Annotated in this window: 16 protein-coding genes; 8 read left to right on the forward strand and 8 right to left on the reverse strand. The window is 39.9% G+C overall.

All coding sequences use genetic code 11. From position 1 onward, the window contains the following. Nucleotides 1-32 precede the first annotated feature (32 nt). The 3 genes from rnd to ACT3S9_RS17535 all read right to left on the reverse strand — a co-directional run bounded on the left by rnd (nt 33) and on the right by ACT3S9_RS17535 (nt 3,839). Nucleotides 33-1,163, reverse strand: a complete 1,131-nt coding sequence (rnd, locus tag ACT3S9_RS17525; RefSeq protein ID WP_441835786.1) for a ribonuclease D — start codon at nt 1,161-1,163, stop codon at nt 33-35. Nucleotides 1,164-1,203: 40 nt separating this feature from the next. Beyond that, nucleotides 1,204-2,865: a long-chain-fatty-acid--CoA ligase FadD gene (fadD, locus tag ACT3S9_RS17530; protein ID WP_441992887.1), complete on the reverse strand. Its 1,662-nt coding sequence runs from the start codon at nt 2,863-2,865 to the stop codon at nt 1,204-1,206. A 122-nt stretch (nt 2,866-2,987) separates the two neighbouring features. Continuing rightward, nucleotides 2,988-3,839, reverse strand: a complete 852-nt coding sequence (locus ACT3S9_RS17535) for an alpha/beta fold hydrolase (protein ID WP_441835503.1) — start codon at nt 3,837-3,839, stop codon at nt 2,988-2,990. Between the two features lie 100 nt (nt 3,840-3,939). Here ACT3S9_RS17535 and ACT3S9_RS17540 point away from each other — a divergent pair, with 100 nt between their 5' ends. Beyond that, on the forward strand, nt 3,940-5,229 hold the full coding sequence (locus ACT3S9_RS17540) for an alkaline phosphatase (RefSeq protein WP_441835502.1): 1,290 nt from the start codon (nt 3,940-3,942) through the stop codon (nt 5,227-5,229). On the opposite strand, the gene ACT3S9_RS17545 is transcribed toward ACT3S9_RS17540, so the two are convergent. From ACT3S9_RS17545 to ACT3S9_RS17560, 4 genes are all read right to left on the reverse strand, one after another. Continuing rightward, the gene (locus tag ACT3S9_RS17545) at nt 5,226-7,250 is read right to left on the reverse strand and encodes an EAL domain-containing protein (RefSeq protein WP_441835501.1); all 2,025 of its coding nucleotides are present in this window, start codon (nt 7,248-7,250) and stop codon (nt 5,226-5,228) included. The genes ACT3S9_RS17540 and ACT3S9_RS17545 overlap by 4 nt on opposite strands. Before the next feature lie 96 nt (nt 7,251-7,346). After that, nucleotides 7,347-7,670, reverse strand: coding sequence for a hypothetical protein (locus ACT3S9_RS17550; RefSeq protein ID WP_441835500.1), 324 nt, complete (start codon nt 7,668-7,670; stop codon nt 7,347-7,349). A gap of 81 nt (nt 7,671-7,751) precedes the next feature. Further along, entirely contained in the window at nt 7,752-8,444 is a 693-nt protein-coding gene (gene tsaB / locus ACT3S9_RS17555) for a tRNA (adenosine(37)-N6)-threonylcarbamoyltransferase complex dimerization subunit type 1 TsaB (protein ID WP_441835499.1), read from the reverse strand. 11 nt (nt 8,445-8,455) lie between these two features. Next, nucleotides 8,456-10,372 carry an ATP-dependent DNA helicase gene (locus ACT3S9_RS17560; RefSeq protein WP_441835498.1) on the reverse strand — a complete coding sequence of 639 codons (1,917 nt, stop codon included), beginning with the start codon at nt 10,370-10,372 and terminating at the stop codon, nt 8,456-8,458. 185 nt (nt 10,373-10,557) lie between these two features. Here ACT3S9_RS17560 and ACT3S9_RS17565 point away from each other — a divergent pair, with 185 nt between their 5' ends. Further along, nucleotides 10,558-11,841 (forward strand): cation:proton antiporter, encoded by a 1,284-nt coding sequence (locus ACT3S9_RS17565; RefSeq protein WP_441835497.1) that lies wholly within the window; start codon nt 10,558-10,560, stop codon nt 11,839-11,841. Between the two features lie 274 nt (nt 11,842-12,115). Next, nucleotides 12,116-13,972 (forward strand): FTR1 family protein, encoded by a 1,857-nt coding sequence (locus ACT3S9_RS17570; RefSeq protein ID WP_441835504.1) that lies wholly within the window; start codon nt 12,116-12,118, stop codon nt 13,970-13,972. An 83-nt stretch (nt 13,973-14,055) separates the two neighbouring features. Here the strand turns inward: ACT3S9_RS17570 and ACT3S9_RS17575 are convergent, their stop codons facing one another. Next, a complete protein-coding gene (locus ACT3S9_RS17575) occupies nt 14,056-14,271 on the reverse strand; it encodes a hypothetical protein (RefSeq protein ID WP_441835496.1) in 216 nt (71 codons plus the stop codon). A gap of 430 nt (nt 14,272-14,701) precedes the next feature. On the opposite strand from ACT3S9_RS17575, the gene hisG reads away from it, so the two are divergent. The 5 genes from hisG to hisH are packed head-to-tail and all read left to right on the forward strand — an operon-like array spanning nt 14,702 to nt 19,639. Beyond that, on the forward strand, nt 14,702-15,601 hold the full coding sequence (gene hisG / locus ACT3S9_RS17580) for an ATP phosphoribosyltransferase (protein ID WP_441835495.1): 900 nt from the start codon (nt 14,702-14,704) through the stop codon (nt 15,599-15,601). 4 nt (nt 15,602-15,605) lie between these two features. Then, the gene (gene hisD / locus ACT3S9_RS17585) at nt 15,606-16,907 is read left to right on the forward strand and encodes a histidinol dehydrogenase (RefSeq protein ID WP_441835494.1); all 1,302 of its coding nucleotides are present in this window, start codon (nt 15,606-15,608) and stop codon (nt 16,905-16,907) included. Further along, a complete protein-coding gene (gene hisC, locus ACT3S9_RS17590; RefSeq protein ID WP_441835493.1) occupies nt 16,897-17,982 on the forward strand; it encodes a histidinol-phosphate transaminase in 1,086 nt (361 codons plus the stop codon). The genes hisD and hisC overlap by 11 nt, the downstream gene beginning before the upstream one ends. Continuing rightward, nucleotides 17,979-19,040 carry a bifunctional histidinol-phosphatase/imidazoleglycerol-phosphate dehydratase HisB gene (gene hisB / locus ACT3S9_RS17595; protein ID WP_441835492.1) on the forward strand — a complete coding sequence of 354 codons (1,062 nt, stop codon included), beginning with the start codon at nt 17,979-17,981 and terminating at the stop codon, nt 19,038-19,040. Before hisC ends, hisB begins: the two co-directional genes overlap by 4 nt. Beyond that, nucleotides 19,037-19,639 (forward strand): imidazole glycerol phosphate synthase subunit HisH, encoded by a 603-nt coding sequence (gene hisH, locus ACT3S9_RS17600; RefSeq protein ID WP_441835491.1) that lies wholly within the window; start codon nt 19,037-19,039, stop codon nt 19,637-19,639. Before hisB ends, hisH begins: the two co-directional genes overlap by 4 nt. Nucleotides 19,640-19,653: the final 14 nt, after the last annotated feature.

Below are 19,653 nucleotides of genomic sequence, written 5' to 3' on the forward strand. Positions count from 1 at the left end.
GAACTCGGCTGAGACAACCGAGTTCAAGTTAATTACACATCCCACTCCTGTAGTGCTATTTTTAGATAAGCATATCGCCATGAACTCAGTAAATCAGGCTTAAGAGTTTGCATACGCTGATCAAAGCTTAGTTTCCAGTTCCAGCTTATCAATTGGTTTATCTGCTTTTTAGACGCAAGTACATCCTCTGGGATCCCCTGCTCTTTAGCTACTTTAGTAACTTTTTGTTTAATCTCTTTCGCCACTTTTTTATAGCCTGGAAAATCAATAAGGCGCTTTAACTGCTCAGGGTGTTCACTAGGTGCAAGCTCTTGAGCAGCGACAATACATTTTAAAATCTCAACGCCTGAGCGGTTAACTTCTATGGCCTCTACATCTGGAATTTGACGCATAGCATTTAAACTTGAGGGTTTTCGCTTCGCTATTTCAACCATATTGTGCTCTTTTAACACAAAGTTTAAGGCTAAATTTTTACGAATCGCTTTTTCTTTTCGCCACGCAGCAAGCTCTTTAAGTACCGCTAAATCATAAGGGCTTAACTGCCATGCATTTTTTATATCTTTATAAAGTAGTTTATGAGGTATTTGATAGGCGCGTTTTTTAGCAATGAGTTCGCTCTCATTAATAACTATATCAAAAAAACCTGCTTGTTGAATTTTCTCACTTATAAGGGTGTAACACGGCAGTAAGTGAAATACATCAGCCGCGGCATAGTCAAGCTGCTTAGGAGTCAGTGGTCGCTGCAACCAATTAGTACGAGATTCACTTTTATCTATTTCAATATTTAGTAATGCTTTTACCATATGAGCAAAGCCCATACAGTTGCCATGGCCAAGTACTTGTAGCGCAAACTGTGTATCAAATAATGGGGTAGGTACAAAACCCGCACATTTTTGAAATACTTCGATGTCTTCTGAAGGTGAGTGAAGTATTTTTAGCGTATCGGGGTTTTTGAGAGCTTGCCAAAAGTCGCTTAATAAAAGATCTGCAAGTGGATCGATAAGCGCTAAATGCTCACCATCATAAACTTGAATTAATGCGACTTCAGGAAATAAGGTACGCCGACGCATAAACTCAGTGTCGATTGCCAGTATCGGTTTATTTTTAATTTGCTCAACAAACTCATTAAGTTGGCTTTGCGTTTCGATTACTTGATATTGCACTTACACTCCTCATAAAAAAACCGGCTATTGCCGGCTTTTCTTATTTTGTTTCGTCCTTTAAGGCTCTTCTGAGAATTTTACCAACATTAGTTTTTGGTAACTCATCCCTAAACTCAACCAGTTTAGGTACCTTATAATTAGTCAAATTATCACGACAGTGCTTTATTATATCTTGTTCAGTTAAAGATTTGTCTTTTTTCACAACAAAAACTTTAACTTGTTCACCGCTGATATCATGAGGAACACCAATTGCGGCTACTTCTAGCACGTCGTCGTGCATGGCAACTACTTCTTCAATCTCATTTGGGAATACATTAAAGCCAGACACAATAATCATGTCTTTTTTACGGTCGACAATATAAAAGAAACCTTCATCGTCATAAGTGGCGATATCGCCAGTGGCAAACCAGCCATCTTGTAAACATTCGGCAGTTGCATCAGGACGGTTATAATAACCAACCATAACTTGTGGGCCTTTGACCCAAAGCTCTCCTGGTTCACCTTTTGCCGCTTCTTCACCATTTTCTAGCATTAATTTCAGTTCGGTGCTAGGTGCAGCTAAACCAATAGAACCATTATAGGCTTCTAAGTCATACGGGCTAATAGTGACCAGTGGCGAACATTCTGTTAAACCGTAGCCTTCCATTAATTTTGTTTGAGTTGTTTTATGCCACTTTTCAGCAACCGGTCGTTGTACAGCCATACCGCCACCTAAAGACAATTTAAGATGACTAAAATCAAGTTCAGCAAACCCTGGTGTATTTAATAACCCATTAAACAAGGTATTTACACCAGTAACAGCAGTGAAATTATGCTGACTTAACTCTTTAACAAACCCCGGCATATCACGCGGATTCGTAATTAATAAATTAAGGCCGCCGTACTTCATAAATGTTAGGCAATTAGCCGTGAGTGCAAATATATGATAAAGCGGCAACGCTGTAACAACCACTTCTTTACCGCGCTCGAGTACATTATCTAAACAGCCGGAGACCTGTTCAAGGTTACCGACCATATTACCGTGAGAAAGCATTGCCCCTTTAGATACACCGGTTGTCCCTCCTGTGTATTGTAAAAAAGCCAGATCAGTTAAGTTAATTTCAGGTTTAGTGTAGCCGTTTTCATTAGCGGCTAATATTTCACTAAATTTGATTGGATTCGGTAAGTTATAAGCTGGCACCATTTTTTTAATGTACTTTACAACAAAATTGACGAGATGCTTTTTAACCCCCCCAACCATGTCACCTACTTGTGTAACCACAATATTTTTAATATTGGTTTTAGGTAATGCTTTTTCTAGGGTGTCAGCAAAGTTAGCTAAAATAAAGATAGTTGATGCTTCAGAGTCATTGAGCTGATGTTCAAGCTCACGCACAGTATAAAGAGGGTTAACATTCACCACTACACAACCCGCGCGCAAAATGCCTAAAATAGAGACAGGAGTTTGCAACAAATTAGGCATCATCACGGCAACTTTGTCGCCTTTTTTAAGCCCTAGATCATTTTGAAGGTAACTCGCAACACGTTTAGTTGCCGTATCGACTTCATCATAAGTTAGGATTTTTCCCATATTTGTAAATGCAGGTAAATTTTTGTAATCATTAAAGCTTTTCTCAAACACTTCGAGTAACGAATTGTAGTGCTCAGGATCGATTGTTTCAGGCATACCCTCTGGGTAGCGCTTAAGCCAGATTTTTTCCACTCTTAGCTCCTGTATTATAATTTATTTTTATTCCACCTTAATTCTGCAAAATTAAAGCACATTATCAATTGAGCAAATACTCTAATTAGGCAAATATTCCCACATTTAACACAAATATACAATTAACTTGAGCTATTTTGCAGTATAAATGCATGAATATGCTCTAAACATGCATCAGGGCTTTGCATATGGCAATGATGCCCACCCGCTATTTCTACAATTTTTAATTGTTTGTAATGTATAGCATATCTATCCAAGTTTTGGCGAACAAATAAATAACCCTGCTGACCTAAAATAACTTGAGTTGGCACCGTTAAATTTTTTATAGCAGTGATACACTGCGCTTCATCGAAACGAAAACCAGAATGTATTTTTAGTTTGGGATCGCAGCTTATTTGCCAACCTGAGTCAGTTTTTATGCTATTTCTTTTCATCAGCAACTCAACTAATTCAATGGGTAAATCGCTAACTAATGCTCTAGCCCTAACTATACTTTGTTGGTCTGTGTAGTGGCGAGGAGATTTTAGATTCGCTTTATTACGGTTAAGAATTGCCTTACGAAGCTGCTCAACTACCTCTGATTCTGGTGTTGTAACCATCCCACCCGCTTCGATAAGGGTGACTGACTTTACCTTTTCAGGGAAACAACTGGCAAATAACCCTGCCGCCATTGCGCCCATTGAATGCCCTACTAGATGTACCTTTTTATAGTTAAGTGACTCTATTAAATTATAAATATCGTCTACATAATCAATAAAGTAATAATGTGCATCAGGGCTTCGCCAGTCAGATTTACCATGACCGGGGAAATCAACACAATACCACTTTTGCTGTAGGGGCTTATCTTTTAGTAACGGGATGAAACTATGGCAGTTGTCGAGCCAGCCATGTAATGCAATTACAATTTCATTACTACTTCCAAAGGTCAGCCCTTGTAAGGTTAGGCCCGCTGTTTGTACTGAAAAAGATTGCAAGCAGCCACTCCTCTATGTTTTGTGTATTTCTAACGAAAAAGTCATTTATTTATCATACAGGGGGTATACAATAACACCACTATACAAAGAGGGTACAAAGATGAAAAAACAATTAAGCCTATTAGCGCTATTATGTTCAACAACTACGTTCGCTGAGTCCGCACCAAAAAATATTATTTATATGATTGGTGATGGTATGGGCCCTGCTTATACGACGGCATATCGTTATTTTAAAGACGATCCTAATACGAAAGAAATTGAAAATACAGTATTTGATACCATGCTAACGGGCATGGCACACACTTACCCAGACGATCATACTTACGTTACGGACAGCGCAGCAGGCGCCACAGCGCTTAGTTCAGGGCATAAGAGTTATAATGGTGCCATTGCGGTCGATACAGATAAAAAACCTTTAAAAACGATGTTAGAAATAGCAAAAGAAAAAGGCATGATCACCGCATTGGTTGCGACCTCACAAATTAACCATGCTACACCGGCCAGCTTCGCTTCACACAATGAGTCCCGCCGTAATTATGACGAAATTGCCGATGATTACATTGATAATAAAATTGCAGGAAAATTACCTGTCGACTTAATGCTTGGTGGCGGTACAAAGTACTACATTCGCGATGATCGCAATTTAGTTGCTGAGTTTAAACAAGCAGGCTATCAGTACAGTGACAATATAAAGGCCCTCAAAGATATAACACAAATCCCTGCCATTGGTTTGTATGCTCCGGTAGGCTTACCTTATGCACTTGATGAAAACCCTACCCGCCTCGCTGACATGACTGACAAAGCATTATCACTGTTGGATAAAAATAAGCAAACTGGCTTTTTTGCGATGATCGAAGGCAGCCAAATCGACTGGTGCGGCCATGCCAACGATATTGCTTGTGCAATGGCTGAAATGGATGACTTTGCCAAATCTATTGAGCTGGTAAAAGCGTATGTTGATAATAACCCTAATACATTACTAGTGGTTACAGCCGATCACTCTACTGGAGGCTTAACACTGGGTGCTAATGGCCAATATAAGTGGCAAACAGATGTAATTAAGGGTGTTAAAGCAACGGCCGGTAAACTAACAACGTTATTATTAGCATCAGATGATATGGCTGCAGTGTGGAATGAATACACCAGTATTGATTACAGTGCTGAAAACAAAATTAAACTTGAGCAAGCCAAAAAGATGGGTGAAGATGCCCTTGAGATTGCCATCAAGGATATTATTAGCCGTGCAAGCTTTACCGGTTGGACAACCGGTGGTCATACCGCAATTGATGTACAGGTTTTTGCGTATGGTGCTAAAAGCAGTGAGTTTGTTGGCTCACAGAATAATACTGATATTGCCAATAAACTAATCGATTATATTCAAAAGCGTTAAGTTTTACTGGTCAATTGAGACAAAGCAGTCTCAAACGGTAATGCTTTATTATATAAAAAGCCCTGTGCAGAGTGTATCTGGGCTTTTTTTACAACCTCTTCGTGTAACTCACTTTCAACCCCTTCAGCTACTATTTCAAAGCCTAATTGCGCACAGATACTCGCTAGTTGTTGATACAGTAATGCCGCTTTGCTATTACCCACTTCTGGTAGCAAACTGCGATCAAGCTTAATTGTATTGATATTTAATTTAGACAGTACTGATAAACACGAGTAGCCTGTGCCAAAATCATCCATTGCACAATTAATTTTATGGCTATTGAGCTTATCAACCATGGCAATAGTGGCATCAAAATCCTCAATATAGCTTGATTCAAGTATTTCAACTTCTACTTGATCAGGAAAGCGCGAAAACGCGTTAATAATACGCTTGTAACCACCAGCTAATAAGTTTTGTGGTGAAATATTAAAACTGATGTTTGGGTGTAAATCGAGCTTCGCAAAATGCGCCAAATCAACCTCTAACTGATCAATCACAAAGGTGTCTATAATGTGCATTAGGTTATGCTGTTCAAGGATTGCTAAAAACCAAGGGCCATCTACCTTACCATTTTTATGAATGAGCCTTAGTAGAGCCTCAAAGCCGATCACTTGTTGTGTATGCGGGTCTATTTTAGGTTGATAATAAAGCGCTAAAGCTCCTTTATTTAATGCATCAGTCACATCTTTAAGGCTATTTTGTTTAATATGTTGCGTTGAATGTGAAATTGCAAAAGCGTGCTCTGCATGCTCTTCGATTCTACGTCCTGCGCCGTATCTTTTTATCAACATATCAAGCGCTTTACCAGTAATATTGTGTCGTTTATTTGCTAATACGAAAGGGTAATATACCAAAACGTTGAGTGCAATTAGAGCAATTTGTAACAATACACCACTGATACTATGAGTGATCATCCAACCGCTTAAAATAACCGGCGTGAACCATGGGATCTCACCACTGTTGGAAATGACAATATAGCCATGTTCAATTAATTGGTACGAAATAAACCCATTTAAGATCGGTGAAAGTAAAAATGGTATTAAGAAATAAGGATTAAATACAATGGGTAAGGCATAGATCATCACTTCACTGATGTTAAAAACAGCCAGCGGTGCTGAAATTTTAGCAATGCTACGCTCGTGCTCAGCCTCTTTTAAAAAACAGCACGCGATAATAAGTCCCCATAAACAACCTGTGCCACCTAATAACACAAACACACTAAAAAAGTGATAACTTGACAGCCCAGCTAAGACTTCATATTCAGTAAAACTAGCGGGCGCAAGTATATGGTAAGTATTATCGCCATGGACGCCAAAAAACCAGAGTATGTGAGCACTGATCATCTGCAAACTCAGCTTATCAAACGTGCTCGCCTGTTCAGTAAATAAAGCAGCAAACGTATGCGCTAAATAACGGCCAAACTCACTAATATAGGGAATAACTAATAATGTAATTGAACTGACAATAAGATACGGAAAAATTAAATTTAAATGCTTTCGTAAAAACAAACTAATAGAGCTAATAGCGACTAACTTAAGAGCTTTGATCTCACTAAATATATGCAATAAATAACAGCAGAAAATAGGCATTAAAATGCTATATAGTACCCCCGCCTTATTATCTATATGAATCCCTGTTTGATCTGAATAAACATAACCTGTAGTGGCGCAAAAACAGGTGATCACTAAAACTGGGCCTGCAATAGTATGCAGCTTAAGGTTTTTGGATAAATAGTAGCTAAACGAAATGAGCGTGATCAGCGGAAAAAGCGCCCACACTAATAAGTTAAAACTATTCAAAAAGTTATGGTTGCCACCTTTATCCGCAATATTAAACCATTGATTCAACAGCGTAATGACCGAAGCGACAATAAAAAAAGGGATTAAAGCAATATACCCTTCACGTAAGGATAAAATCAGTGTATTTGACGACAGCCTAACCGCGCCTTTATTGAATAAATCAAATAGTTGAGGAATTTTCACAGTCTTATTTATTATTTTTTTATTTACAATACCTAATTGAGGGAACTATACAACTAAAAGTTGGACATATTAGACAAAAGTATTTAAATGCTGATTTTATGCGTAAATATCAACACCAATAAGCGACTGTACATCGGCTCTTCGCTCAAGATTGGCAAACTCTGTATAAGTCGAAATTGCTTTACTGATGCGTGCTGAGGGCTGATCGTAAATAGTATTTTGATAGGTTTTGGAGGAGTGCAAGCTCAACTGTTTAGCAAGCTCAACACCTGATTGAGACGATTTAACATATTCTTTAGAAGCAGAATTAGGTGTAACTTTTTCAGGCGCATTAGTTAACGCATCGCTAAGGTTGTGTTTAGCGACACGATTTGTGGGTATACCCGCAGAATAAAAACCTGAACCTATTGGTAAAGTCACAGACTATCCTATTAATGCAATTAGGTTAATTATGAAACAAAAACTATGAGCATGCAAACCACTTTTTACAATAAAAAATAGCTACTCTTTACCAGGTAGTTTTTTCCAAGTTACCGTGTCGCGTACGTATTTAGGCTGTGCATTTGCTGCATCAACCGTATCACCGCAAGTAAATGCATGTTGTACTATGCCAAGCATGTATCGCGCGTCAGGGAGGGTAATACTTTGCTCACAAGTGATACTTTTAATATTAGCTACACTGTCAGGGTACGTTTGCCAACCCGTACCAACCGCCGTGGCAGTTATACTTGGTAAGGTAAGTAATTCAGGCTTTATGACTTGCTCAGCTGAGACTAACGCCATGATCCCCTGCTCGTTTTTTTCATAATGAGCAAAGTATATTTCTCCCATTCTTGCATCTATCGCCGACAAAACGTCATTGGCACCGGTTTGCTGATTGGCTTGAGTTGCTAACATTTGTAAAGTAGAAACACCGACCAACGGAAGTTTAGTCGCGTATGCTAGGCCTTGTGCTATAGCAACACTTATTCGCACACCCGTGAAGCTGCCCGGCCCTTGACCAAAGCCGATAACGTCTAAATCAACAAGTTTACACTGCGCTTTACTTAGCAATTCATCAATTAAAGGTAAAATCTTTTGGCTGTGTTGTTGTGGGCATTCTTCAAAATGAAAAAATGATTGGCCCTGATAATGAAGCGCTAAAGACAAAGCTTCAGTTGAAGCATCGATCGCCAATATATTATTTTTTATCATTACTTAATTACCTAATTGATCTGTTCTAAAAATTGAGTTGCCAATGCTAAATTTCTGGTTCGCTGCATAGGAGGTAAACTCTTTAAAAATACTTGGCCGTATTGGCGTGTGACTAAACGATTGTCACAAATCACCAATACACCTTTGTCTTTGCTATCTCGAATAAGTCGCCCCACTCCTTGTTTAAGCGCTATAACTGCTTGCGGCAACTGAATATGTGCAAATGGGTCTTTACCTTGTCGCTGGCAATCTTGCATTTTTGCCTGTAATAATGGGTCATCCGGCGCGGCGAAAGGCAGTTTATCAATAATAACACAGCTGAGCGTGCTGCCTCTAACATCTACACCCTCCCAAAAAGAGGCCGTTCCCAATAATACGGCATTGCCATGGCGGGTAAATTTTTCAAGTATAATACGCTTAGACATTTGTCCTTGCATATAGACTGGGTAGTCTATCTGAGTGGTTAACCCCTCAGCCACTAAATGCATCATCCGGTAGCTTGTAAATAGCACAAAACAGCGCCCTTTAGCCGCTTTTATTAAATCAAGCGTCAGCTTAATAATAGCATGAGGCATAGTTGCACCATGTGACTCAGGTAAGTAACGGGGTAAACACAATAATGCTTGTTTTTCATAGTCAAATGGACTGTCAACAATCATACTTTTACTCGGTGTTAAACCAAGGCTTGCATTGAAGTGAGCAAGATCGTTATCAACAGACAAGGTGGCAGATGTAAAAACAAAACCTGCACCACTGTCTTTCATCATTTGCGCAAATTTTGCTGATACATTTAGTGGCGTAATATTCACTGTTAAGTATCGCCTGGTCGTCTCGTACCAATAACTAAATCCCGTTTGTGCGGTATCAAATACACGTTCTAATTGCCCTTTAAAGGCAAGCGTGCGCTCAAAAGGGTGCTCAATTTTATCTGTACGGTCTAAGCAGAGCTTTAGTACTTGATATAAAAAGTCCAAATCACTAATCACCCGGTGAAGCGCCGCGCATATTGCTTTATCGGCAAGCTTTTCTCGCCAATCACCACGACTGCCATCAACGCCAAATTGTAAGCGTAAATCAGCGACACTGGTTTCCAACTTATTAAGTGTTTTACCTAGTTGGAGCATATCGGGAATATCAGCGCGATATATTGCGCGTAAATCATTAATTAAATCCACCAGCTTTTTGGTACTTATACTCTCACCAAAATAGTCGCTCGCAATTTCACTGAGTTGATGAGCTTCATCAAAAATATACGCATCACTAGTGGGCATCAGTTCAGCAAAACCAGATTCTTTAACCGCCATATCTGCAAAGAATAAATGATGATTGATCACCACTATATCTGCTTCTGCGGCATTTAAACGCGCTTTACGAATATAACAATCTTGAAAATCAGGGCATTCTTTCCCTAAACAATTATCTGTGGTTGAGCTGACATAAGGCAATACTTTGGCGTCTTCTTCAATACCAATACAGTCGGATAAATCACCAGAGCGGGTTTCGCTGGCAAACTTGGCAACCATGGCAAGTTGATGCATTACGTCTGAGTCATCAGTGGGCACATGTGCAACATGTTGGCTTAATCGATAAGTACATAAGTAATTGCTACGCCCTTTTAATAAAGCCACTTTCTTGGTGGCTTTTAGTGCATTAACTAGTTGGGGTAAGTCGCGGTGGAATAATTGTTCTTGTAGTGCCTTTGAGCCGGTAGAAATAACCGTTTTACCCTTTGATTTTAGCGCAGGAGCCAAATAAGCATAGGTTTTACCGGTGCCAGTTCCAGCTTCAACCACCAACTGCTGGCTATTTTTAAGCGCATCATTAACTGCAACCGCCATATCAATTTGGGGTTGTCTTGGCGTATAGCCATCTAACGAAAGCGCAAGCGGCCCTGCGTCACTAAAAAGTTGTTTGATAAACACTGTCACTACTAAAAAATTATAGCGGGATTTTACGTAACCGATGAGTTCAGAGCAAGTAAAGATAAAATGCTGTCGATTTATAATCTAATAAAATATGCAGATAGCCTGTGACAAGTAAAATTTACAGGAGTAACATACGCAGCCGTAAACTTACCTCTTCTTACGCACCCGATACAAATTAAGGTCAAACAATGAATGCTTGGTATCTCATTTGTTTTTTATCAGCTTTAGCTATTTTTATAGCTTTTGCGAATCAATTTATCCTAAAAATGCAAACAACCATTGCGATAACAACAGGCTCGGTGGTTATTTCGTTAGTATTAATTCTTAGTGTAAAACTGCTCGGAGATAAGACAGCACTTGATATGACCAATATTGTATCGGGTATCAACTTTAATCAGTTACTTCTCAAAGGTATGCTTGGCTTTTTACTGTTTGCAGGCGCCCTTGAAATTAACTTAGCTGCACTTCGAAAACAACGCTTTGAAATCACCGCGATGGTTTTATTTTCGACCCTCGCATCTACTTTTATCGTTGGTTATTTGAGTTTTTATTTATTCGCACTTTTAGGCTGGCCGGTGCCGTTTATATATTGCTTGCTGTTTGGAGCGCTAATAAGCCCAACAGATCCTATAGCAGTGCTTGCTATAATAAAACAAATGAACGCTCCTGAAGGAATCTCAGTACAAGTAGAGGGAGAGTCATTATTTAACGACGGAATAGGCTTAGTGATATTCACCACTATATTTTCGGTGGCATTTTATGGCACGCAAGCGAACGTCAAAGATGTGGCTGAATTATTTCTTGTTGATGCTGTAGGCGGCATCGCATTTGGTTTAGTGATTGCAATGATTGGCCATTATTTGGTTATTAATTGCCGAGATAAAAATATTCGCCTGTTGCTCACTTTAACGATTCCAACGGCAGGGTTTGCCGCTGCCAATATGTGGGATATTTCAGGGGCGCTTGCGATGGTTACTAGTGGTATATTACTAGGTAATATTACCCGCACCAAGGCCACCGAACGTACAGGGCCTGATGACACCCGTTATGTTAAAGACTTTTGGCATGCAACTGACAGCTTTTTAAATGCCCTACTATTTTTAATAATTGGTATGCTTATCGTCACAATGCCAGTCACGCTTAGTGAAATTGGCTTAGGTCTGTTGATGATACCAGTGGTGTTATTGGCACGATTCATTAGCATAGGGACACCTTTTATATTTTTTAAAAAATTTAAAACTTACGACAAGCACAGTGTTAAAATTTTAACCTGGGGTGGCTTACGCGGTGGTCTTGCATTAGCCATGGCTGCAGCAATCCCACACGGTGAAGTTATGATTGGTGGCTCAGATTTACATAACCTACTCGTTATTATTACTTATGTGGTGGTTATATTTTCCATTATTGTGCAGGGCTTAACTATTTCACCGCTCATTCAAAGCAGTATCAAGTCAGTAGAGCAGACTCAATAATTAGAGTTTAAGTAATAACTAATGAAGCCAGGCTTTAACTTCATTAGTTGTTACTTAAATGCTGCAAAAACATTTTAAATATTTTACTCATTGTTATGTTTTTCACCAATTCCTTCGCTTTGCTTTAATATGCTTGAAATGCAAATGAAAACAATTATAATTTTTTACTTTTCCTTTGCAGGGCTTTTCAATGTCCATTAATAATTCTCATGTATTTTTTAACTTTGTATCTGTAAGCAAGCGTCAGTTTAATTTCATCTTTGTGTTTTTTATTATGTTGATTGCAAGCTTTAGCATTTCTGCCTCCCCTATTCAACAAACAAAAATAAAGCAAATTGCACAACTGGCTGAGTACATCGGTGTTGATTACGTTGCTGCTGTAGGCAATGGTGAAATACTTGATTCAGACGAATATCAAGAAATGACTGAGTTTTCACATGTCATTATTGAACAAGCGGATCAACTCTCAAGCCAAACAAATGAATTCGATACAGTAAAAGTACAAGCAAAAGCCTTATATACAGCCATTGCTAATAAAGCAAGTGTTGAAGATGTGCGTATTGCAAGCTCTGCACTGCGTGAATCATTACTTATCTTTATGCCGCAACTATCTTTGCCAGCATCGTTACTACCTGTTAAGCAAACAAAAGCTCTTTTTTCTCAAAACTGCTCTACGTGCCATGGCCTAAGCGGGCAAGGAAACGGACCACTTGCTAAAAATTTAACCCCTAAACCTACTGATTTTACTGATGCAGACAGAGCAACTAATCGGTCATTGATGGGGTTATTTGATGCAGTATCAAGCGGTATCAACGATACCCCCATGGTTGCTTTTACACAGCTTAGCGAACAGCAACGTTGGTCTTTGGCTTTTTATGTAGGTAGTTTGGCATTCAAAGATATTCAAAAACCACAAGGTGCGAAGCAGGATATTACAGCTTCACAAATTATAAACCTTAACCCTGCGCAACTATCAGCCGGTAAAAATGCCACTCAAGCACATTATGTACAGTGGCTACGTGGTAATCCAGAGCAATTATTCACCGGCAGAAAAGATTCTATTACCGTCACTCGCACACAGTTGCTTGCTGCCCAAGCAGCCCATGCGAAAGGGAATTACTCACAAGCGAGTGATTTAGCTATTAGCGCCTACCTAGATGGTTTTGAGCTTATTGAGAACAACTTAAATGCTTACGACGAAGCACTGCGTAAAAATATCGAAGTACAACTGATGGATCTACGACAAACATTAAAAAACGAAAAAGATACCGCCATTGTTGCCGAGAAAATAAATGCCGCTCTTTCCCAACTCGCAATAGCTGATGGCATGTTAAGCAAGACCAAGCTAACTGACGGTGCGCTGCTTTCAGCCAGTTTAGTTATATTGTTACGTGAAGGGTTAGAAGCATTATTAGTTATTATTGCGCTTATGACTGTGCTTATTAAAACTAAACGCAAGGATGCGCTTAAATATATACATGTAGGTTGGATAACAGCACTCATTGCCGGTGGTTTAACATGGGCTGCAGCACAAACATTAATTGAAATAAGCGGCGCCAGTCGCGAAGTAATGGAAGGCGCTGGAGCATTATTCGCAGCAGTCACTTTACTTTATGTTGGTGTATGGATGCACAATAAAACAAGTGCAAAGCAATGGCAAAAATACATACAAGACAATGTAAACAAGCGCCTCGAATCAGGCACTTTATGGGGATTAGCAGGGCTTTCGTTTATTGCCGTATACCGTGAAGTGTTTGAAACAGTATTGTTTTATCAATCACTATTAACACAAAGCTCGCCTAGCCAGTACTCATCTATTGCATCAGGCTTTACTATAGGCATAGCAATATTGGCTATTATCACGTGGGGGTTAATTAAATATTCTATTAAATTACCTGTTACGAAGTTTTTTGCAATTACCACTTACTTATTGTTTGCACTTGCATTTGTGCTTATGGGCAAAGCTGTTATAGCACTGCAAGAAGCCGATATAATCAGTATTACATCATTACCTGTTAGTTTTGATATTACATGGCTTGGTATAAAATCGACTTGGCAAGGTGCGATAGCCCAAGTATGCGTACTTGCTATATTTAGCTTTTACATTGTTAAAGGTAAAAACCAAAAATAAACTAAAAACTTTGATAAGAAGGCCCTTTTAGGGTCTTTTTTTTTATATTTTTTATTTTACTAAGAAATATTATGCCCATGTATCTAAGTGTAGGCTTTCACCATCTGGATCAGTTGTTTTTTTAGTTTGTTCTTCTTGGTTCGTAAGCTTTTGCTTTTTTGTAACTCACGCTTTTTTTTGTTTTCTTGCTCTACTTTTTTAGCTGCCGAGCCACTTTGCATACCAGCACTATGGAACACACGTTTAGGCTCAATGGTAAAATGTGTTATCCGCCTAAAATAAGGGATCATCATATCCATAAAAACCTCCTTATAAAAATATAAAAGCTAGCTAAATTTACCGGTTATAATTGGTTAGGCTACAGAATAGACATTAAAACAGTTAAAATTAGCAATTTACTCTAAATATTATCGACAGTTATAATATATACTTTAATTAAGCGAAAAAAAACTTGCCTAAGCAAGGTTGTTTATGTTTTTATAAGTACGAAATTTATTGAAACACATTAACGCTTAACGCTAACTAAATAGCGGTGAGCAAAATAGGATCTAAAATGCGCTTAAACCTGACAACAGTACATCATCACCATTCACCGGAATAACCTGTCAGGTCTTTCGCTGAGAGGTTATTCCTAAAAGGAACCTCTGGCGAATCAATTCATAATGATTCATTTTCGCCCTGAGGTTCCCTCGGGGTTTTTAGTTTTTAAATTAAAGGAAAATGAATAAAATGAGTAATAGCAACCGTCTACGTATCGCCATCCAAAAAGGTGGCCGCCTTTCTAAAGATTGCCAAGATTTATTAAAACAATTAGGTGTGAAACTTAACTTACGCGAGCAGCGCTTAATCGCCCACTCGACCAATATGCCCATTGATGTTTTGCGTGTGCGCGATGACGATATTCCAGGTCTTGTAATGGACGGTGTGTGTGACTTAGGTATCGTTGGCGAAAATGTACTTGTCGAAGTACAAGCAGAACGTGAGCGCCAAGGCGTACCAAGCGAAGTTACTAAGCTATCCAAACTTGATTTTGGCTTTTGTCGTTTAGCACTTGCATGGCCATCAGAGCTTGGCAAACAAGAAAAAAGCTGGTTTGAAGGTAAACGTATTGCCACCACCTACCCTGAAATTTTAAGTCAATACCTAAAACGCGAAGGCATAAATGCAAGCACTGTAATGCTTACAGGCTCTGTAGAAGTTGCTCCGCGCGCAGGACTTGCTGATGCCATTTGTGATTTAGTTTCAACTGGTGCCACTCTTGAAGCTAACGGCCTTATGCAAGGTGATACTATTTTAGAGTCAAACGCTTGTCTAATTCAAAATAAAGACTTGCAAGATACTGATAAATTAGCCCTTATAAACAAGCTTATGCCGCGCTTACGTGGTGTTAAGCAAGCCAAAGAAAGCAAGTATATTATGCTTCACGCGCCAAAAGATAAGCTTGATGAAATTTGCGATATTTTACCCGGTTCAGGCCAACCTACTGTATTAGATCTTGCAGGCTCTGATGAATATGTAGCCCTTCACATGGTCAGCAGTGAAACTTTATTTTGGGAAACGATGGAGCAATTAAAAGCGTTAGGCGCAAACTCTATCCTGGTGATGCCAATTGAAAAAATGATGGAGTAATTTGATGTTGCGCTGGAATGAGGCTTCCACAGACGCACAAGCAGCGGCGCTAATGCGCCCTGCTGTCAGTGCCAGTCAAGAAGTAAAAGAGATTTGCCAAATGATTATGGCAAATGTAAAAGAGCAAGGCGATAGCGCCTTACTCGATATGGCTAAGCAATATGATAACCGCGAAAACCCACGTTTATTAGTGCCAACTAATGAGATTAATAATGCTGAGCAACAACTCAGTAACGAACTTAAGTATGCTATCGATACAGCCTACGCTAATGTAAAACGCTTTCACCAAGCACAGTTACCTAAAGACATTAAGCTATCAACTCAGCCAGGTGTGCTCTGCGAGCTTAAGTATCAAGCTATTGAAGCGGTTGGTATTTATGTACCCGGTGGTAGTGCTCCGTTGCCCTCATCAGTCATTATGCAAGGAGTCCTTGCACAGCTAAGTGGTGCAAGCACAGTCGTTCTAGCAACGCCTGTACAAGGCGATTTACCTATTGATCCAGCAATTTTATATGCGGCTAAACTATGCGGTATCAAAACAATTGTAGAAAGTGGCGGCGCAGGTGCCATCGCCGCAATGGCTTATGGTACAGATTTAATACCCAAGGTTAATAAAATCTTTGGTCCTGGTAATAGCTTTGTCACTATGGCTAAGCAACTCGTTGCACAAACAGTTCCTGGTATGGCCATTGATATGCCTGCAGGCCCATCAGAGGTATTAGTAATAGCCGATGAACGTGCAAAACCAGAGTTTATTGCAGCTGATTTACTATCACAAGCTGAGCATGGCGGCGATTCGCAAGTGATATTACTAAGTAATAGTGAACTTATCATTACGCGTACTGAACAAGCTATTGAGCGCCAACTTGCTAAACTAAATCGCCAAGATATTGCTGCAAAAGCACTGGCTAATTCATCATTAATTTTGGTTAACTCAATTGATCAAGCATTTGACGTCTCGGCGCAATACGGTCCTGAACACTTAATACTGCAACTTGCAGATGCCAACCCTTATTTAGGCAAAGTAAAAAATGCCGGCTCGGTATTTGTAGGCGATTACACACCTGAATCTGCTGGTGATTATGCTTCGGGTACCAACCATGTTTTACCTACTTATGGTTACAGCGCAACTTACTCAAGCTTAAACTTACTTGATTTTTTCCGTACTTATACAGTGCAAACCATTACTCAGAATGGTTTGAAGAACTTATCAAAAGCAATATTACCACTTGCGGAAGCGGAAGGACTTGATGCCCACGCAAATGCCGTAAAAATACGTTTAGAGGCAATGAACAATGAGCAATAACCCATTATTACCTGCTAATATCAATGCACTAGCAGCGTATAGCTCTGCCAAAAGCGAAAAACTCACCGGCACAACGTGGTTAAACGCCAACGAAAGCCCGTACGTTAAAAGCCTCGATATCAGTGTTGCTGATTTAAATCGCTACCCTGATCCGCAGCCTTTTAGCGTGATCAACCGTTATGCTGACTATGCTGGCTTAACCGCAGATCAAATATTAATGACTCGCGGCGCTGATGAAGGAATTGAGCTACTAGTACGCACTTATTGTCAGCCTACTTCAGACAGCATTGCATTATTTTTACCGACCTACGGTATGTATAAAGTCACAGCGGATACCCACAACGTGGCAATTAATGATTTAAGCCAAGCACTGTTAATTGATGGCTCGGTTGATGAAATTATTACAGCAGTGGGTCACAGCAAGCTCGTGTTTATTTGCAACCCAAATAACCCAACTGGCAGCTTAACACCACTTGATAAAATCAAAGCAATCGCCACAGCCCTTGCCGGTAAAGCATTGGTTATTGTTGATGAAGCTTATATTGAATTTTGCCCAGAGCAAAGCGCAAGTGCACTCATAAATGAATTTGCCAATATTGTAGTACTACGCACACTATCTAAAGCCTTTGCGTTAGCTGGCCTGCGTACAGGCTTTACGCTTGCACAGTCGTCGGTACTTGCACCAATCCGAAAAGTGATTGCGCCGTATCCGGTATCTACCGTAGTTGCAAGTATTGCAGCGAGCGCTCTAAGCCCTGATGCTATCACCTCAATGCGCCGCCAAGTGGCCATTTTAAATGCCTTAAAAGAAAAGCTAAAGCAATGGCTGGAATCGTCATCTGCGGTATTAAAGGTATTGAGCGGTGAAGGTAACTTTGTAACGCTAAAACTAACTAACAAAAACAGTTTTAATATTGCCCTTAAGCAAGGCCTAGTAATGCGTGCATTTACCCTATACGGTGAAAACGATTGGCTGCGAATTTCAATTGGTAGCGAACAAGAATTAGAACAAGTAAAAATATGGTTGGATGACTTAGACCAATCAACCACGCATAAACAGCAGGAAATATCATGAGCAACCCATATTTATTTATCGACCGTGACGGCACCATCATCGCTGAACCCGTTACAGACAAACAAGTCGACAGTCTAGAAAAATTAGAGTTTTTACCAAACGTGATCCCTGCACTATTACAATTACAAGGTGCTGGCTATCGTTTAGTCATGGTGTCCAATCAAGATGGACTAGGTACTGACAGTTTTCCAACAGCCGACTTTGATATTGCCCAAGATAAAATGATGAATATTTTATCAAGCCAAGGCATTAAGTTTGATGACGTATTAATTTGCCCGCACTTTGATGAACAGAACTGTGATTGCCGTAAACCTAAAACAGGCTTACTCACTGAGCTTATGCGCTCTGGTAACGTGGACTTAGGCCGCTCGTTTGTAATTGGCGACCGCCACACTGATATTGGCCTTGCACAAAATTTATGTTGCGAAGGGATCTTGTATGAAGGTGATTGGAACGCAATTGTCACCAAGCTTACCACTGCCGACCGTAAAGGCCGTATTACCCGAAATACCAAAGAAACCCAAATTGATGTAAAAGTTAATTTAGATCAAACCAAAAACGGTGAGATAAGCACCGGCCTTGGCTTTTTTGATCATATGCTTGATCAAATACGCACCCATGCCAATATAGGTCTTGATATTCAAGCCTGTGGCGATTTACATATCGATGAGCACCATTTAGTAGAAGATATTGGCATCGCACTTGGCCTAGCTCTAAAAGAAGCGCTTGGGACTAAATCGCAAATAGCTCGCTACGGATTTGCCCTGCCGATGGATGAATGTAAAGCCGAAGCGCAAATTGACTTATCAGGGCGGGCCTCTTTCGTTCTTAATGCTAACTTTAGCCGTGAAAAAGCCGGTGACCTAGACGTACAAATGGTTGAACACTTTTTCAAAAGCTTGAGTGACAACGCTGCAATCAGCCTCATATTATCGGTAAGTGATGGTAATTGCCATCACCAAGTAGAGGGTTTATTTAAAGCCTTTTCTCGCGCTTTACGTATGGCCGTCGCAGCGGATGCAAGCCAACAAACGGCTAGTTCTAAGGGATGCTTATGATTGCTATAATTAATACTGGGTGCGCTAATATAAATTCAGTTCGTTTTGCGTTTGAACGTCTGGGCGAAACACCTGAGGTTATTACCTCACCAGAGCAACTTAAAAACTTTGAACGCGCAATTTTACCTGGCGTTGGGCACGCATCAGTTGCCATGAAGCGCTTAGTTGAAGGTGGCTGGCAGGAGGCCATTAATGAGTACCAGCGCCCGCTTATGGGAATTTGCTTAGGTATGCAGCTTTTGTGCGAAAGTACCGAAGAAGGAAACGCGCAAGGGAATATACAATGCCTAGGTAAAATCCCAGGACAAGTTAAAGCGCTGGATGTTGGCAATTTAACCTCGCCGCACATGGGCTGGAATAACCTGAACGTTAACCGTGCGCATGCGCTCACTAAAGGCCTTGATGTCAATGACCAAGTGTATTTTGTGCATAGCTTTGCTCATACCGTAAATGATGCCACCCTTGTGAGTGGCGAATACGGGCAAACCTTTTCAGCAATTGTTGCCAACGACAACTACGCAGGTATGCAATTTCACCCGGAGCGTAGTGCTAAAGTCGGCACACGGTTATTACAAAACTTTTTAGACTGGCAAGTTTAATCAACTATTAATAA

The sequence above is a fragment of the Pseudoalteromonas sp. AOP31-A2-14 genome, assembly GCF_052378035.1.
Classification (GTDB): domain Bacteria; phylum Pseudomonadota; class Gammaproteobacteria; order Enterobacterales; family Alteromonadaceae; genus Pseudoalteromonas.

Bases quoted from the DNA above. Each gene is read 5' to 3' on its own strand.
- ACT3S9_RS17540 (WP_441835502.1), top strand. From the start codon at position 3,940: ATGAAAAAACAATTAAGCCTATTAGCGCTATTATGTTCAACAACTACG.
- tsaB (WP_441835499.1), bottom strand. From the start codon at position 8,444: ATGATAAAAAATAATATATTGGCGATCGATGCTTCAACTGAAGCTTTG.
- ACT3S9_RS17565 (WP_441835497.1), top strand. From the start codon at position 10,558: ATGAATGCTTGGTATCTCATTTGTTTTTTATCAGCTTTAGCTATTTTT.
- ACT3S9_RS17570 (WP_441835504.1), top strand. From the start codon at position 12,116: ATGTTGATTGCAAGCTTTAGCATTTCTGCCTCCCCTATTCAACAAACA.
- ACT3S9_RS17575 (WP_441835496.1), bottom strand. From the start codon at position 14,271: ATGGATATGATGATCCCTTATTTTAGGCGGATAACACATTTTACCATT.
- hisG (WP_441835495.1), top strand. From the start codon at position 14,702: ATGAGTAATAGCAACCGTCTACGTATCGCCATCCAAAAAGGTGGCCGC.
- hisD (WP_441835494.1), top strand. From the start codon at position 15,606: ATGTTGCGCTGGAATGAGGCTTCCACAGACGCACAAGCAGCGGCGCTA.
- hisC (WP_441835493.1), top strand. From the start codon at position 16,897: ATGAGCAATAACCCATTATTACCTGCTAATATCAATGCACTAGCAGCG.
- hisB (WP_441835492.1), top strand. From the start codon at position 17,979: ATGAGCAACCCATATTTATTTATCGACCGTGACGGCACCATCATCGCT.
- hisH (WP_441835491.1), top strand. From the start codon at position 19,037: ATGATTGCTATAATTAATACTGGGTGCGCTAATATAAATTCAGTTCGT.